The sequence below is a fragment of the Streptomyces sp. 1114.5 genome (assembly GCF_003635085.1).
GTDB lineage: Bacteria > Actinomycetota > Actinomycetes > Streptomycetales > Streptomycetaceae > Kitasatospora.
In genome coordinates, this window is sequence record NZ_RBXE01000001.1 from 2,157,151 (window position 1) to 2,172,410 (window position 15,260).

Consider the following 15,260-nt stretch of genomic DNA (forward strand, 5'->3'; position numbering starts at 1 on the left):
GGCTCAGCGGGCGGTGGCGGGGGTACGGCGGACGGCACGCTCGGCGAGTTCGGCGCGCACCAGCTCCTGGCGGATCAGCTCCAGGCTGCGGGCGACGGCACCGACCTCGTCGTGGTGGACGGGGTAGAGCACGGTGCGGCGGTCCCCGGCGGCCAGCGCCTCGGCGCTCGCGGCGAGCCGGCGCAGCGGGAGGCCGACGACGATGAACAGCCAGCCGAGGCAGAGCGCGGCGGCGGTGAGGCCGAGCATGCCGGCCAGCACGGCGCGCCGGTCGGCGCGGTTCTGGTCGAGGTGCAGCCAGGCCACCGGGTGGGCGGTGACCACGGACCAGCCGAGCTTGGCCACGCTGCCGTTGCCGCCGAGCGGGGCGGCGGCGAGCAGCGTCGGGTCGTTGCCGTCGCGCAGGACGTCGGCGGCGGCGGACTTCTTGGCGTCCGCGAGGACCTTCCGGGCGCGGCCGTCCGGGAGCTCGCCGAAGGAGCTGTAGCCCTCGTTGGCGGCGAGCACCCGCTGCCGGTCGTCGAGCAGCCAGACCCGGCCGAGGCCCGGGCGGACCAGCAGCCCGCTGAGGAATCCGGTCTTGAACTCGCCGACCAGGACCGGGCCCTTGGGCTCCGGCGCGCCCTCCGTCTCGGCGTCGGGCGGGGCGGCGGCGAGGGCGGCGCGGGCGGCGATCCGGGGCTCCTTGCCGGAGCTGTTGAGCAGCAGCACCCCGCTCGCGCCGAGCGCCTCCGGGCCGGTGCGGTGCGGGGCCTCGCCGGCGTGGGCGAGGAGTTCGCCGTTCGCGCCGAGGACGTAGAGCGAGCGGTAGCGGTCGTGTTCGGCGAGGGTGGCCTGCAGCAGGGCGTCGGCCTTGCCGACGGAGGCCTCGGCGAGCGAGGGGGCGAGCGAACGCAGGTCCGCGTAGCCCTCGTTGAGCGCCTGGCGGATCCGGTCGGCGGCGGTGTCGGTGCGGTCGCGCTGGCCGGCGACGACCTGGGTGGGCACCCGTACGGTCGGGTCGTTGCCGCCGAGGAAGAGCAGCGGGCCGGACCAGCCGAGGACCAGGACGGCGCAGATTGCGAGCGGCAGCGCGGTGCCGGGGCGGCGGCCGCGGGCGGGCGCGGGGGCCGGCGGGCGGGCCGGGTCGAGGAGTTGCTGCCGCAGCTCCTCCAGGGCGCGGGCGATCCGGCCGGCCTCGCCTCTCTTCGGACCCCGTACGGGCTGCTCCGGGCGGTCGCCGCGGGTGAGCCGGCGGGACTCCAGGAACAGTCCCAGCAGCGGGCGTTGCAGGCTGCGGATCAGGTACCAGGCGAGCAGCAGCGCGAGCACCACCAGGGCGCCGGCGGCGGCCAGGCCGAGCATCGGGTGGCGCAGGCTGCCGGGCCTGCCGTCGACGGTGCTGGTGGAGACCACGGTCAGGCCGAGCGGGGCGGCCTGGTCGTGGCCGCCGGGGGCGGCGACGGCGGCCCAGCCGGCGACCCGGCGCACGCCCTTGTCGTCGGGGCTGCCGGCCAGGCTGCCGGAGGCCGTCTCGCCGGGGGCCGGGTGCTGCCGGGCGGCGCGCTCGCGGGCGGTGTCGACCAGCCTGCGGTCGCCCTCGGCGGTGAGCGCGGCGCCGGTGGTGTCCAGGACGGCGCCGGTGGCGTCGAGGACCTGGATGGTCTGTTCCTTGCGGGTGGAGATGCCGGGCAGCCGCAGGTTGTCGGAGGCGACCAGCAGGGCGCGGCCGTCGGCCTTGGTGGCGACCAGCGCGAAGGTGAGCAGCCGGGTGCCGGCGGTGGAGGGCACCAGGACGGGGGCGGGCGCGGTGTCGGTGACCTTGCTGAGGTCCAGCCCGGCCAGCGGGACGGTCTCGCCGCGGGCGGCCAGCAGCCGGCCGGTGTCGGGGCGGACCACGACCGTGCCGCGCCACTTGTGGTACGCCTGGCCGAGCGCGGTCAGTACGGCGGCGGGCTCGGCGGGCGCGCCCTCGTAGCGGGCGGCGGCCCGGCGCAGGTCGGTGGCGCTCTCGTGGAGCCCGGCGCGCAGCGAGGCGGCGGTGTCCTCGGCGGCGTACTGGTGGGACTCCCGGACGGCCTGCGGGGTGTCGTCGACGCGCAGTCCGCCGACGGCCAGGGCGGTGATCGCGGCGACCGCGAGCAGCAGCACGACCAGCAGGGCGATGGGTGGGCGGATGCCTCCGAGCAGCGGCATGTCGGCCCGGCGGCGGTAGCGGTGCTGCCGCGGCGGGTTGGGTGCCGTGCTCACGAGGGGCCTCGTTCTCCTCCGGGCTCGGCGCGCCCGCTCCGGGAGGCGGCCGGCCTTCCCGGTCAAGCGATGATCAAGAAATGGTCAAGCGGGACCAGCGTACGAAGAGGTTTCGCAAAAGTTGTCACATGTCGGTTGCGATCGGGTGCCGCTTCGGTGTCGATTTCTCCCGACTCGGCGCGGATCATGGTCACCGGGGCGGGCAGGGTAGGTTCGACCGCCATGGAGACTCGGGGTTCGCGACGCTCGCTGCTGCTGCCGGCGGCGGTGCTGCTGGTGCTGGCCGCGCTGGCGGGGGTGCTGACCCTGGCCGCGCGCGGCCAGGACGAGCGGCCCCGGGTGGCCCGGGGCACGCCGTCGGGGCCGGTGCCGGTGGACCTGGCGGCCCGGGTGGACGGCTTCACCGCCGACTTCACGGCGGACGGCCCGTACACCGCGCCGGACGCGGCGCAGCGCCGGGCGGTGGCCGAGGGCGTGCTCGGCGCCATGGACGGCCAGGCCGAGCAGGCGGGCCGCGCGCTGGCCCGAGTCGGCTACCGGCTCACCGAGTTCACCGAGGCCGCGACCGGCCGCCGGGTGGCCGAGATCGCCGAGACCGCAGACGCCCCGGCCGTCGGGAGCCGCGGCTGGGGCCGGGTCTACCTGGACCTCTCGGCCCGGCCGTACTGGACCGTGCAGGTGCCCCACCCGGTGTCGGACGCCCGCACCGAGGCGCTCGGCGTGGAGCTGTTCCGGGCCGCGCCGGGCGGGGTGCTGGTGCTCGCCGGGGCGCACCGCAAGGCCGGGGCGGACGGCTCCTCCGACGTCGCGCACCGCTCCGACACCGTCTTCGCCGCCGTGGTCGAGGCGCTCACCGGGCGCGGCCTGCCCGGCATCCAGGTGCACGGCTTCGACGAGGGCAGTCTGCCCGGGCAGGACGCGGTGGTCTCCGGCGGCGCGGGGCAGGCGGGGCCGGCCGCCGAGCTCACCGCCGCCGGGCTCGGCCGGGCCGGGTTCGCGGTCTGCCGGGCCTGGCGGGAGAAGTGCGGGCAGCTGGAGGGCACCACCAACGTCGAGGGCCGGTTCGCAGCCGGGGCCGGGGTGCCGTGGCTGCACGTCGAGCTCGGCAACGGGCTGCGCACCGAGCCGGCCCGGCGCGCGGTGGTGGCCGGCGTGCTGGCCGAGACCGCGCGCAGCTGGGCCGCGAAGCCCTGACGGGCCCTAGCAGGGGCGGCGGCGCAGGTCCATGACGTAGTCGTGCGGGGCGCCGGCGCTCTCGGCGGCGTCGGCGATCAGGCCGAGGTAGCGGGCCGCGGGCAGGCCGCCCTCGTAGTCGTTGAGCACGTACGTCCAGACCGGGATGTCGCCGTCCAGGGTCTGCGCGCGCAGCTTGATCTTCCGGTAGATGCCGAGCTGGACGCCCTCCCAGCGGTCCAGGCCGTCCTCGTCCATCGGCGAGACGTCGTACAGCGAGACGAAGACCTGGTCCTTGCCGTCCTCGACGACGGTGGCCAGCGAGCCCTCCCAGCCGAGCTGTTCGCCGCCGAAGGTGAGCCGCCAGCCGTCCAGCCAGCCCGTGCCGCGCAGGGGGGAGTGCGGGGCTCGGCGGGTCATCTGCCGGGCATCGAGGTTGGTGGCATACGCGGCGTAAAGGGGCATGGGGGCCAGCGTAGCCGGGCGGCGGGCGGCCGGAGTTCGCGGTCGGTCACGGATTTCGCACAGGAGCTCGGACCCCGGCGTGGCGGCGCTCCCGGCGTACGGGACAATGGAGAACGTGACTCGGATCGTGATCATCGGTGGCGGACCCGGCGGCTACGAGGCGGCCCTGGTCGCCGCACAGCTCGGCGCGGAGGTGACCGTCGTCGACCGCGACGGTCTGGGTGGATCGGCGGTGCTCACGGACTGCGTTCCGTCGAAGACGCTGATCGCGACCGCGGAGGTGATGACCACCTTCGACAGCTCGTACGAAGAGCTCGGCATCATCGTCGCGGACGACACGCCCCCGGACGAGCAGGCCGCCAAGGTCGTCGGCGTGGACCTGGGCAAGGTCAACCGGCGTGTGAAGCGCCTGGCGATCGCGCAGTCCCACGACATCACCCAGTCCGTCACCCGGGCCGGCGTCACCGTGCTGCGCGGCCGCGGCCGGCTCGGCACCGGCGGGCAGGCCGTGGACGGCTCCCGCGAGGTCCTGGTGGACGCGCCCGACGGCACCGTGCAGTCGCTGCGCGCCGACGCCGTGCTGATCGCCACCGGCGCCCACCCGCGCGAGCTGCCCGACGCCCAGCCGGACGGCGAGCGGATCCTCACCTGGACCCAGGTGTACGACCTGGAGGAGCTGCCCCGCGAGCTGATCGTGGTCGGCTCCGGTGTGACCGGCGCGGAGTTCGCCGGCGCGTACCAGGCGCTCGGCTCCAAGGTCACCCTGGTGTCCAGCCGCGACCGCGTGCTGCCGGGCGAGGACCCGGACGCCGCCGAGGTGCTGGAGGACGTCTTCCGCCGCCGCGGCATGAACGTGATGGGCCGCTCGCGCGCCGAGAGCGTCAAGCGGATCGGCGACCGGGTCGAGGTGACCCTGGCCGACGGCAAGGTCATCGAGGGCTCGCACTGCCTGATGGCGGTCGGCTCGATCCCCAACACCTCCGAGATGGGCCTGGAGGAGGCCGGGATCAAGCTCAACGACTGGGGCCAGATCCAGGTCGACCGGGTCTCCCGCACCACCGCCCCCGGCGTCTACGCGGCGGGCGACTGCACCGGCGTCTTCATGCTCGCCTCGGTGGCGGCCATGCAGGGCCGGATCGCGATGTACCACGCGCTCGGCGACGCGGTGCAGCCGCTGAACCTCAAGACCGTTGCCTCCAACGTCTTCACCGACCCGGAGATCGCCACCGTCGGCTACACCGCGGCCGACGTGGAGTGCGGCAAGATGGACGCCGTCGTGGTCAAGCTCCCGCTGCGCGGCAACCCGCGGGCGAAGATGCAGGGCATCCGGGACGGCTTCGTGAAGCTGTTCTGCCGCCCGGGCACCGGCATCGTGGTCGGCGGCGTGGTCGTCGCCCCGCGGGCCAGCGAGCTGATCCACCCGATCTCGCTCGCGGTGGACGCCAATCTGACGGTCGAACAGGTGGCCAGCGCCTTCACCGTCTACCCGTCGGTCTCCGGCTCGACCGCCGAGGCCGCCCGGCAGCTGCACATCCGCAAGCGGGCCGACGGCGAATCCTGAGCCTCCGGCGCACAGTTGAGGGGCGGTCGCCGATCGGCGACCGCCCCTCGCGCATGACGGTCCTTCACCCGTACGGCGGGCGCAGTCCCGGGCTATTGACGGCGCGTATTGTACGGTCACGCGCCGCTCGTGCGTGAGCAATTCTCGCTACCAGCTGCAAACGCCTGAAAGCAGACGGTCACGCAGGTTACCGTCGGTTCTGTGTTTGCAGCAGAACGTCGCCAGTTGATCCTCGAAATGGTGCGCGCCAACGGAGCTGTCTCGCTCCGGGAGTTGGCCCGCGTCGTCCAGACCTCCGAAGTGACCGTGCGTCGTGACGTGCGGGCGCTGGAGGCAGAAGGGCTCCTCGACCGCCGGCACGGCGGCGCGGTGCTCCCCGGCGGCTTCAGCCGCGAACCCGGTTACCCGCAGAAGACCCACCTGGCCGCGGCGGAGAAGAGCGCCATCGCGGACCTCGCCGCCGGCCTGGTGGAGGAGGGGGACGCGGTGGTGGTCGGTGCCGGCACCACCACCCAGGAGCTGGCCCGCCGGCTGGCCAGGGTGCCCGGGCTGACCGTCGTCACCAACTCACTGTTGGTCGCCCAGGCGCTGGCCCACGCCAACCGGGTCGAGGTGGTGATGACCGGTGGCACCCTGCGCGGCTCCAACTACGCGCTGGTGGGCAGTGGCGCCGAGCAGTCGCTGCAGGGGCTGCGGGTCGCCAAGGCCTTCGTCTCCGGCAGCGGGCTGAGCGCCGAACGCGGGCTCTCCACCGCCAACATGCTGTCCGCGAGCGTGGACCGGGCACTGGTGCAGTCGGCCGCCGAGGTCATCGTCCTCGCCGACCACACCAAGCTCGGCACGGACAGCATGTTCCCGACCGTCGCCACCGAGACCATCACCCGGCTGGTCACCGACGAGCACGCGACCGCGGACGACGCCACCGCCCGCGAGCTGGACGCGATCGCCGACTGCGGGGTGCAGATCGACCTGGCGCCGCTCGGCGCGGCACCCAGCAGCGACGCCCCGGTGCACGGCACCGGCAGCGGCCCGGTGCACCAGACCCAGCCCGGCCCGATGGCCCGCCGCACCGCCCCGCCCCCCGGCGGCGCCCCGCTGCCCGGCCAGCGCCGCCCCGGCGCGCACGGCGGCCCGGGCGGGGCGGTCGGCCCCGGCGGGATGCCGGTCCGGCTGGCCGAGATGGGCCTGCCGCGCGGCCGCTGAGCCGATTCGCAGGCCCGCAGACCCGTAGAACGCGACCGGTCCGTACACCCCGAGGGGCGTACGGACCGGTCGGAGCTCCGAGGACGTCAGTCCTTGATCTCGCAGAGCGCGGCGCCGCTGCTGACGCTCCCGCCGACCTCGGCCTTGAGACCGGTGACGGTGCCCGCCTTGTGGGCGTTCAGCGGCTGCTCCATCTTCATCGCCTCCAGGACCACGATCAGCTCGCCCTCGGCGACGACCTGGCCCTCCTCCACGGCGACCTTGACGATGGTGCCCTGCATCGGCGAGGCCAGGGTGTCACCGCTGACGGCCGAACCGGCCTTCTTGGTGCCCACCCGGCGCTTGGCCTTGGCGGCGACCCCCGCACCGGCCGCCGGGGCCGCTCCGGCGCCCAGCGAGGACGGCAGCGAGACCTCGATCCGCTTGCCGCCGACCTCGACCACGACGGTCTCCCGGCCCTCGGCCTCCTCGCCGTCACCGGCCGCACCGGCGAACGGCGCGATGGTGTTGTCGAAGTCGGTCTCGATCCACCGGGTGTAGACCGTGAACGGCCCCTCGCTGCCGTGCACCTCGGGCGCGAACGCCGGGTCGGTGACGACCGCCTGGTGGAACGGGATGGCGGTGGCCATGCCCTCCACCTTGAACTCGCTCAGCGCGCGGCGGGCCCGCTCCAGGGCCTGCTTGCGGTCGCGGCCGGTGACGATCAGCTTCGCCAGCAGCGAGTCCCAGGCCGGGCCGATGACCGAGCCGGTCTCCACGCCGGAGTCCAGGCGCACGCCCGGGCCCGACGGCGGGGCGAACAGCGTCACGGTGCCGGGCGCGGGCAGGAAGTTGCGGCCCGGGTCCTCGCCGTTGATGCGGAACTCGAAGGAGTGACCGCGCACCTCGGGGTCGCCGTAGCCGAGCTCCTCGCCGTCGGCGATCCGGAACATCTCGCGGACCAGGTCGAGGCCGGTGACCTCCTCGGTGACCGGGTGCTCCACCTGCAGACGGGTGTTGACCTCCAGGAAGGAGATCGTGCCGTCCTGCGCCACCAGGAACTCGCAGGTCCCGGCGCCCTCGTAGCCGGCCTCCTTGAGGATGGCCTTGGACGCCCGGTACAGCTCGGCGTTCTGCTCGGCGGTCAGGAACGGCGCGGGCGCCTCCTCGACCAGCTTCTGGTGCCGGCGCTGCAGGGAGCAGTCACGGGTGGAGACGACCACCACGTTGCCGTGCTTGTCGGCCAGGCACTGGGTCTCCACGTGCCGCGGGTTGTCCAGGTACCGCTCGACGAAGCACTCGCCGCGACCGAAGGCGGCGACCGCCTCGCGCACCGCGGACTCGTACAGCTCCGGGATCTCCTCCAGCGTGCGGGCGACCTTGAGGCCGCGGCCGCCACCGCCGAAGGCCGCCTTGATGGCGACCGGCAGGCCGTGCTCCCGGGCGAAGTCGATGACCTCGTCGGCACCCGAGACCGGGTCCGGGGTACCGGCGACCAGCGGGGCACCGGCGCGCTGCGCCACGTGCCGGGCGGTCACCTTGTCGCCGAGGTCGCGGATGGCCTGCGGCGGCGGGCCGATCCAGATCAGGCCCGCGTCCAGGACGGCCTGGGCGAACTCGGCGTTCTCCGACAGGAACCCGTAACCGGGGTGGACGGCGTCGGCCCCGGAGTCGGCGGCGGCCTTGAGCACCTTGGCGATGTCCAGGTAACTGGTACCGGGGGTGTCACCGCCCAGCGCGTAAGCCTCGTCGGCCGCGCGGACGTGCAGCGCATCCCGGTCCGGCTCGGCGTAGACGGCGACGCTGGCGATACCGGCGTCCGAGCAGGCCCGGGCGACGCGGACGGCGATTTCCCCGCGGTTGGCGATGAGCACCTTGCGCACTGTGGCTCCCTTCTTGAACCTCGTTGAGTTTATGGATTCCTGGGCAGTACCGGCGAGTAGCCCCCGGTTGTGAACTATCCCACACGCTCGGTGATGGGATCGGACGCCCCGCTACCGGCCGGTACGAAGACTCCGCAGGTCGCGGCGGGTGGGGTCGCAACGGTGGGGGCCACGGCGGGTGACGAGGCGGCGGCGTGGCGGGACGGTGGCATGGGCCACACTCTCGCGCGGACCGCTCAAGCGGCGCCGGAGCGGGCGCCGGGCCGCAGCACCGCCTCGGCCGTCACGTCGGCTGCGACCTCGACCAGATCCGGCCCGTACGCCTTGGGTTTGACGACCCGCAGGACGACCGCGAAGGTGCCGTTGCGGCCGTGCGCGCGGGCGAGTTCGCGGTGGTGCGCGACCAGGTAGCGCACGCCCGCCTGGTTGGCGGTGCCGGTCTGGCCGGCGACGAGGAACACCGGACGGCCCCCCTCCGGGGTGGCGATCCGGGCCAGCAGGGCGTGCACCTGCTCCTGGTCGGCGGTGAAGTCGCGGTCGCCCACCACGATGACGTTGCTGCCCGGGTCCGCGCCGGAGGTGACCAGGGCGCCCGGCAGGCCCCAGGCGAGGTGGGCGGCGGTCCGCTCGTTGCTGACCGGGCCGCCGATGCAGAACTCGGTCCTGGCCCCGATGCCCCGATTCGCCGAGTCGTGCGCGACGATCTCCGCCCTGGCCCCGCAGCTTTCCACCAGCCCGGCCAGCGCCATCAGCGCGTAGGCGTCCCGGCGGGTCACGGTACCGGCGTCCGAGCCCTCGCCGATGCTGCGCGGCACCACGACCAGGCACTCGCCGCCGGCCGGCAACCCGAAGAACTCCCGCACCTGTTCGACCCTCCGGCGCCGCCGCAGGGCCTGGGCGAGCCAGCCGAGGCCGGCGCTGATGGCACTGGCCACCAGGCCCAGCACCACGTTGAGCACGTTGTCGGTCATCGCCGCGGTCCCTCCCCGGTTCGAACGGCGGTCAGCTCAGCGGCCGAACGGCCGGATGTGGCAGGTCACGTGGTCCACAGGTCACGTGGTCCACAGGTCGGTGATGCGCAGGCCGAGGTCGGCGAGCAGGCGGCGCAGCAGCGGCAGGGACAGGCCGATGACGTTGCCCGGGTCCCCGTCGATGCCGTCGACGAACGGCGCCGAGCGGCCGTCCAGGGTGAACGCCCCGGCCACGTGCAGCGGTTCGCCGGAGGCCACGTACGCGGCGATCTCCTCGTCGTCCGGGGTGCCGAAGCGGACGGTGGTGGAGGCGGTGGCCGAGGCCTGCCGGCCGGTCACCGTGTCGATCACGCAGTGGCCGGTGCGCAGCACCCCGGCGCGGCCGCGCATCGACTGCCAGCGGGCCAGCGCCTCGGCGGCGTCGGCGGGCTTGCCGAGCGCCTGCCCGTCCAGCTCCAGGACGGAGTCGCAGCCGATCACCAGCTCGCCGTCGGTCAGGGCGGCGGCGACGGCCTTCGCCTTGGCCTCGGCCAGCACCAGCGCGAGTTCGGCGGGGGTGGCGGCGGTGATCGCGTCCTCGTCGACGCCGCTGACCACCACGCGCGGGTCGAGGCCCGCCTGGCGCAGCAGCCCGAGGCGGGCGGGGGAGGCGGAGGCGAGGACGAGGGTGCGCTGGTCGGTCATGGCCACCAGGGTAGGGGGTGACGGTGTCCGCCGTTCGGGTGAACGGCTCAGGTGAACGCCCGGGCGATCATCAGCAGGACGGAGCCCACCAGCACGATGGCGGCGAGCACCTTGCCGGCCCGCTGCATCCGCTCCTGCATCCGACGGGCCTCGGGCGAGGGCTCGTCGCGGGGGTCTGACCAGAGCACCCGTCCAGAGTGCGCCGTGCCCGGGCCGGGCGCCTGAGTATCCGTACTCAGGTTTCGGGCAAGCCGGGCGGCGGGAACGGGCGCGGAAGCGGGCCTGAAAAGAGCGCGGAGCAGGAAGTCGATCTGTTCGACTTCCTGCTCCGCGGCGGGTGTTTCAGCGCGCCCAGCCCGAGGTCCGCCAGGCGTTTACGCCCGGGTGGAGGGCGGGGCGGAGCAGGCGGGAGCGGTCGTTCCAGGGGGAGGCCGGGCCGGCGCCGGCCTGACGCGCCGCCTCGGCGGCGGCGTGCGCGGCGGCGGCCCGGGCCTGGACCACCGCCAGAACGGTGGCCAGCTCCTCGGGGGTCGGCTGCCCGTGCAGCACGTGGATCGGGGACATGGCTGGTTCTCTCCCGACAGGGAAGGGGCCTACAGGGGGATGTTGCCGTGCTTCTTCGGCGGCAGCACCTCGCGCTTGCCGCGCAGCGCCCGCAGGCCCCGGACGATGTGCCGGCGGGTCTCGCTGGGCGCGATGACCGCGTCGACGTAGCCGCGCTCGGCCGCCAGGTACGGGTTCAGCAGGGTGTCCTCGTACGAGGCGATCAGCTCGGCCCGCTTCTCCTCGACGGTGCCGGCCGCCTCGGCCTCGGCGATCTCCCGGCGGTGCAGGATGTTGACCGCGCCCTGCGCGCCCATGACGGCGATCTGCGCCGTCGGCCAGGCCAGGTTGAGGTCGGCGCCCAGGTGCTTGGAGCCCATGACGTCGTACGCGCCGCCGAAGGCCTTGCGGGTGATCACGGTGATCAGCGGCACGGTGGCCTCGGCGTAGGCGTAGATCAGCTTGGCGCCGCGGCGGATGATGCCGTCCCACTCCTGCTCGGTGCCGGGCAGGAAGCCGGGCACGTCCACGAAGGTCAGCACCGGGATGTTGAAGGAGTCGCAGGTGCGGATGAAGCGCGCCGCCTTCTCGCTGGCGTTGATGTCCAGACAGCCGGCCAGGTCCATCGGCTGGTTGCCGACGATGCCGACCGAGTGGCCCTCGACCCGGCCGAAGCCGGTGATGATGTTGCCGGCGTACAGCGGCTGGGTCTCCAGGAACTCGCCGTCGTCGACGATGTGCTCGATCACCTTGTGCATGTCGTACGGCTGGTTCGCCGAGTCCGGCACGATCGTGTCGAGTTCGAGGTCCTCGTCGGTGACCGCGAGGTCGGCCTGCTCGGGGTAGGACGGCGGGTCGCTCAGGTTGTTGGACGGCAGGTACGAGAGCAGGCTCTTGACGTACTCCACCGCCTCCTTCTCGTCCGCGGCCAGGTAGTGGGCGTTGCCGGACTTGGTGTTGTGGGTGCGGGCGCCGCCCAGCTCCTCCATGCCGACGTCCTCGCCGGTGACGGTCTTGATCACGTCCGGGCCGGTGATGAACATGTGCGAGGTCTGGTCGGCCATCACCACGAAGTCGGTGATCGCGGGGGAGTACACCGCGCCGCCCGCGCAGGGGCCCATGATCAGCGAGATCTGCGGGATGACGCCCGAGGCGTGCACGTTGCGGCGGAAGATCTCGCCGTACAGGCCGAGCGAGACCACGCCCTCCTGGATCCGGGCGCCGCCCGAGTCGTTGATGCCGATGACCGGGCAGCCGGTCTTCAGCGCGAAGTCCATGACCTTGACGATCTTCTCGCCGAAGACCTCGCCCAGGGAGCCGCCGAAGACGGTGAAGTCCTGGGCGAACACGGCGACCTGACGGCCGTCGACGGTGCCGTAGCCGGTCACCACGCCGTCGCCGTACGGGCGGTTCTTCTCCTGGCCGAAGTTGGTCGAGCGGTGCCGGGCGAACTCGTCGAACTCCACGAAGGAGTCCTCGTCCAGCAGCTCCACGATCCGCTCGCGGGCGGTCAACTTGCCCTTGGCGTGCTGCTTCTCCACGGCCTTGGCCGAGCCGGAGTGCACCGCCTCGTCCAGCCTGCGCCGGAGATCGGCGAGCTTGCCGGCGGTGGTGTGGGGGTCGTACGGCGCCTCGGTCATTCCGGTGGCTCTCCCTGATCCATGGGCCGCGACCTGTTCGAGTGCGCGCGGGCCGGAGGTGGGGCCCGCGCATGAGGGCAGGGCGGCGCTGCGAACTACCGTTGGGTAGCGTAGCCAGCACGCGGGGCCATCCGTCATGTCCTGGCGTTATGGCCATCGACACAGTGTGTCGACGCGCGTTCTGGGGGACGATGGGGCGGCCTACGTCCCACGCCTGCGCCCACGTCCTAGGGCCCGTCTTCAAACCCCCGCCTGCGGGCCGACGCCGGGGCACGCACCTCGCCGCGTTGTCGTCGGTCGCCAATGCGCTGCATTGGGCTCCCTCCTCCGCCTTGCGATGCACGCACCCCAACGCCGCCCCGCTCGCCCTCCGGGCGAACGACGGGGGTTTGAAGACGGGCCCTAGGGTTGCCCCCATGGACGCACCCGACACCCCCCGCCGCAGTGGCCTGCGCGGCTTCGGCCGTACCGGACCGTCGCCCTGGACCGACCTGGACCGGCCGCCGCTGGACGAGGAGGCGCTGCGCCACGACCTGGTCGTTCCGGGCGGGCTCTGGACCTCCCTGGACGTGGTCACCGAGACCGGCTCCACCAACAGCGACCTCGCCGCCCGCGCCAGGGCCGGCGCCGCCCAGGGAGCGGTGCTGGTGGCCGAGGCGCAGAGCGCCGCCCGCGGGCGGCTGGACCGGCAGTGGACGGCCCCGGCCCGCTCCGGGCTGTTCCTGTCCCTCCTGCTGCGCCCCGAGGAGGTGCCGGTCGAGCGCTACGGCTGGCTGCCGATCCTGGTCGGGGTGGCCGCGGCCAGCACGCTGGACCGGGTCGCCGAGGTCGAGGTCGGGCTGAAGTGGCCCAACGACCTGCAGGTGGAGATCGACGGCGCGGAGCGCAAGATCGGCGGGATCCTCACCGAGCTGGCCGGCGGCGCGGTGGTCGTCGGCCTCGGCCTCAACGTCTCGCTGCGGGAGCAGGAACTGCCCGTCCCCACCGCCGCCTCGCTGGCGCTGGCCGGCGCCGCCACCACCGACCGGGGCACCCTGCTGCGGGCCCTGCTGCGCGAACTCGCCGTGCTGTACCGGGAGTGGACGGCCGCGGCCGGCGACCCGCACGCCAGCGACCTGCTGCGCGCCTACGTGGACCGCTGCACCACGCTCGGCCGCCGGGTCAAGGTGCACCTGCCCGGCGACACCGAACTGGTCGGCGAGGCGGTGGCGGTGGACGGCGACGGGCGCCTGGTGGTCCGTACGCCCGACGGCGCACGCCGGGCGGTCGGCGCGGGCGACGTCGTCCACGTACGCCCCGAAGCCCGCTGAACGGCAGTCTTCACCTCTCCTTGACCCGGGCTGATGCCCCGGATCCGGAGATTCCGTGCGAACATTCCACCTGGCAGCGGTGTGAGGCGCGCCACTGCCCGCACGGGTGGCGGGCGGCGGGCCCGGACAGGTAGGACACGAGGCGAGTGCGGCGACCGCACGGGGACGGACCGGTGGCAGAGGACGGCAGCAGCGGCGCGACGTCGGGTACCAACGACCCCACGGTCGCGCTCGAACTGGAACGCCTGATCCTGGACGCGCCGCGCCGCTACACCCCGTACCAGGCCGCGCGCGCCGCCGACGTCCCGATGGAGCTGGCCACCCGCTTCTGGCGCGCCATGGGCTTCCCCGACATCGGCCAGTCCCGGGCGCTGACCGACGGCGACGTGATCGCGCTGCGCCGGCTGGCCGGCCTGGTCGAGTCCGGCCTGCTCAGCGAGTCGATGGCGATCCAGGTGGCCCGCTCCACCGGCCAGACCACGGCCCGGCTGGCCGGCTGGCAGATGGACACCTTCCTGGAGAACCTCACCCAGTCCGTCGAGCCCGGGCTGACCCGCGCCGACGTCGCGTACCCGCTGGTCGAGCTGCTGCTGCCGGAGCTGGAGCAGTTCCTGGTGTACGTCTGGCGGCGCCAGCTGGCGGCCGTCACCGGCCGGGTGGTGCAGGCCGCCGAGGACAACGAGATCACCAGCGGGCGGCTGGCCGTCGGCTTCGCCGACCTGGTCGGCTTCACCCGGCTCTCCCGGCGGCTGGAGGAGGAGGAGCTCGGCGAGCTGGTCGAGACCTTCGAGAACACCTGCTCGGACCTGATCGTCGGCCAGGGCGGCCGGGTGATCAAGACCCTCGGCGACGAGATCCTCTACGTCTCCGAGGACCCGGCGACCGCCGCCGAGATCGCGCTCGGCCTGATCGAGGCGCTGGCCGAGGAGGACCCCATCCCGCCGCTGCGGGTCGGCATGGCCTTCGGCACGGTCACCTCGCGGATGGGCGACGTCTTCGGCACCACCGTCAACCTGGCCAGCCGGCTCACCTCGATCGCGCCCAAGGACGCGGTGCTGATCGACGGCGAGTTCGCCGCCGCCCTGGAGCAGAACGGCAGCGTCGCCCCGGCCGACTCGGAGGGGCCCGGCCTGGCCGAGGCACTGTCGGCCGCCGCCGGGATGCCCGCCTCCGGGCTGCCGATGCCGGGGCCGGACGCCGGGGCGCGGTTCCACCTCCAGCCGATGTGGCGCCGCCCGGTGCGGGGGCTCGGGCTGGTCGAGCCGTGGCTGCTCACCCGGCGGCTGAAGGCGGACTAGGCCCGCTTCCGGTGGGTACGTCCGCTGGGGGAGGTACCAGTGGGTGGTTCCGCTGGGTGCTTCTGGCGGGTGCGTCCGGCGGGTACGTCGGGTGGGTGCTTGCGGGTCGTCGGGTGCCGAACGGTTGAAACCCGTACGTTCTGGAGCAGCCCGGTCCGGGCAAACGGGGCATAACCGAGCGAAACCGCCATAGTCTTGGTGCAAGCGACCGGTCGGGTGCGGCCGGCCGACGGGGGTCTGGCAGGACCGAGCACAGGGAGCGAGGCGAGCCGGTGAGCAGTGAGGCGATCATGACGGACCGCGGCTGCGACTGCGGCGGCT

14 protein-coding genes are annotated in these 15,260 nt (G+C 73.9%); 5 read left to right on the forward strand and 9 right to left on the reverse strand.

Features of this window, described 5'->3' with window-relative positions; translation table 11 throughout:
• Positions 1 to 3 precede the first annotated feature (3 nt).
• The gene (locus BX285_RS09490; RefSeq protein WP_259470470.1) at positions 4 to 2,229 is read right to left on the reverse strand and encodes a cache domain-containing protein; all 2,226 of its coding nucleotides are present in this window, start codon (positions 2,227 to 2,229) and stop codon (positions 4 to 6) included.
• Positions 2,230 to 2,291: 62 nt separating this feature from the next.
• Positions 2,292 to 2,423: a hypothetical protein gene (locus BX285_RS38230; protein ID WP_257032662.1), complete on the reverse strand. Its 132-nt coding sequence runs from the start codon at positions 2,421 to 2,423 to the stop codon at positions 2,292 to 2,294.
• A gap of 28 nt (positions 2,424 to 2,451) precedes the next feature.
• Here BX285_RS38230 and BX285_RS09495 point away from each other — a divergent pair, with 28 nt between their 5' ends.
• On the forward strand, positions 2,452 to 3,423 hold the full coding sequence (locus BX285_RS09495) for a hypothetical protein (protein WP_121174886.1): 972 nt from the start codon (positions 2,452 to 2,454) through the stop codon (positions 3,421 to 3,423).
• A 6-nt stretch (positions 3,424 to 3,429) separates the two neighbouring features.
• Here BX285_RS09495 and BX285_RS09500 read toward each other — a convergent pair whose 3' ends face one another.
• Positions 3,430 to 3,867: a gamma-glutamylcyclotransferase gene (locus BX285_RS09500; protein WP_097237586.1), complete on the reverse strand. Its 438-nt coding sequence runs from the start codon at positions 3,865 to 3,867 to the stop codon at positions 3,430 to 3,432.
• 106 nt (positions 3,868 to 3,973) lie between these two features.
• Between BX285_RS09500 and BX285_RS09505 the strand changes: the two genes are divergently transcribed.
• Together BX285_RS09505 and BX285_RS09510 are read left to right on the forward strand one after the other, a co-directional pair.
• A complete protein-coding gene (locus BX285_RS09505; protein ID WP_097237587.1) occupies positions 3,974 to 5,428 on the forward strand; it encodes an NAD(P)H-quinone dehydrogenase in 1,455 nt (484 codons plus the stop codon).
• Positions 5,429 to 5,665: 237 nt separating this feature from the next.
• Positions 5,666 to 6,631: a DeoR/GlpR family DNA-binding transcription regulator gene (locus tag BX285_RS09510; protein WP_398900929.1), complete on the forward strand. Its 966-nt coding sequence runs from the start codon at positions 5,666 to 5,668 to the stop codon at positions 6,629 to 6,631.
• An 86-nt stretch (positions 6,632 to 6,717) separates the two neighbouring features.
• Here BX285_RS09510 and BX285_RS09515 read toward each other — a convergent pair whose 3' ends face one another.
• From BX285_RS09515 to BX285_RS09535, 6 genes are all read right to left on the reverse strand, one after another.
• Positions 6,718 to 8,493 carry a biotin carboxylase N-terminal domain-containing protein gene (locus tag BX285_RS09515; protein ID WP_121174888.1) on the reverse strand — a complete coding sequence of 592 codons (1,776 nt, stop codon included), beginning with the start codon at positions 8,491 to 8,493 and terminating at the stop codon, positions 6,718 to 6,720.
• Between the two features lie 236 nt (positions 8,494 to 8,729).
• Positions 8,730 to 9,464, reverse strand: coding sequence for a hypothetical protein (locus tag BX285_RS09520; protein ID WP_121174889.1), 735 nt, complete (start codon positions 9,462 to 9,464; stop codon positions 8,730 to 8,732).
• A gap of 81 nt (positions 9,465 to 9,545) precedes the next feature.
• Positions 9,546 to 10,148, reverse strand: coding sequence for a nucleoside triphosphate pyrophosphatase (locus BX285_RS09525; protein WP_097237590.1), 603 nt, complete (start codon positions 10,146 to 10,148; stop codon positions 9,546 to 9,548).
• Positions 10,149 to 10,195: 47 nt separating this feature from the next.
• Complete coding sequence (gene mmpB / locus BX285_RS37210; protein ID WP_179852854.1) at positions 10,196 to 10,336, reverse strand: morphogenic membrane protein MmpB; 141 nt, start codon at positions 10,334 to 10,336, stop codon at positions 10,196 to 10,198.
• A gap of 154 nt (positions 10,337 to 10,490) precedes the next feature.
• The gene (locus tag BX285_RS09530; protein WP_097237591.1) at positions 10,491 to 10,712 is read right to left on the reverse strand and encodes an acyl-CoA carboxylase subunit epsilon; all 222 of its coding nucleotides are present in this window, start codon (positions 10,710 to 10,712) and stop codon (positions 10,491 to 10,493) included.
• Positions 10,713 to 10,741: 29 nt separating this feature from the next.
• Positions 10,742 to 12,331, reverse strand: a complete 1,590-nt coding sequence (locus BX285_RS09535) for an acyl-CoA carboxylase subunit beta (RefSeq protein WP_121174890.1) — start codon at positions 12,329 to 12,331, stop codon at positions 10,742 to 10,744.
• Positions 12,332 to 12,747: 416 nt separating this feature from the next.
• Here BX285_RS09535 and BX285_RS09540 point away from each other — a divergent pair, with 416 nt between their 5' ends.
• The gene (locus BX285_RS09540; RefSeq protein ID WP_121174891.1) at positions 12,748 to 13,641 is read left to right on the forward strand and encodes a biotin--[acetyl-CoA-carboxylase] ligase; all 894 of its coding nucleotides are present in this window, start codon (positions 12,748 to 12,750) and stop codon (positions 13,639 to 13,641) included.
• A gap of 173 nt (positions 13,642 to 13,814) precedes the next feature.
• Complete coding sequence (locus tag BX285_RS09545; RefSeq protein WP_097237594.1) at positions 13,815 to 14,939, forward strand: adenylate/guanylate cyclase domain-containing protein; 1,125 nt, start codon at positions 13,815 to 13,817, stop codon at positions 14,937 to 14,939.
• Positions 14,940 to 15,260: the final 321 nt, after the last annotated feature.

Excerpts from the sequence above, each read along its gene's own strand:
- BX285_RS09505 (WP_097237587.1), top strand. The coding sequence starts at position 3,974 with ATGGAGAACGTGACTCGGATCGTGATCATCGGTGGCGGACCCGGCGGC.
- BX285_RS09535 (WP_121174890.1), bottom strand. The coding sequence starts at position 12,331 with ATGACCGAGGCGCCGTACGACCCCCACACCACCGCCGGCAAGCTCGCC.
- BX285_RS09500 (WP_097237586.1), bottom strand. The coding sequence starts at position 3,867 with ATGCCCCTTTACGCCGCGTATGCCACCAACCTCGATGCCCGGCAGATG.
- BX285_RS09520 (WP_121174889.1), bottom strand. The coding sequence starts at position 9,464 with ATGACCGACAACGTGCTCAACGTGGTGCTGGGCCTGGTGGCCAGTGCC.
- BX285_RS09510 (WP_398900929.1), top strand. The coding sequence starts at position 5,666 with ATGGTGCGCGCCAACGGAGCTGTCTCGCTCCGGGAGTTGGCCCGCGTC.
- BX285_RS09540 (WP_121174891.1), top strand. The coding sequence starts at position 12,748 with ATGGACGCACCCGACACCCCCCGCCGCAGTGGCCTGCGCGGCTTCGGC.
- BX285_RS09525 (WP_097237590.1), bottom strand. The coding sequence starts at position 10,148 with ATGACCGACCAGCGCACCCTCGTCCTCGCCTCCGCCTCCCCCGCCCGC.
- BX285_RS09530 (WP_097237591.1), bottom strand. The coding sequence starts at position 10,712 with ATGTCCCCGATCCACGTGCTGCACGGGCAGCCGACCCCCGAGGAGCTG.
- BX285_RS09495 (WP_121174886.1), top strand. The coding sequence starts at position 2,452 with ATGGAGACTCGGGGTTCGCGACGCTCGCTGCTGCTGCCGGCGGCGGTG.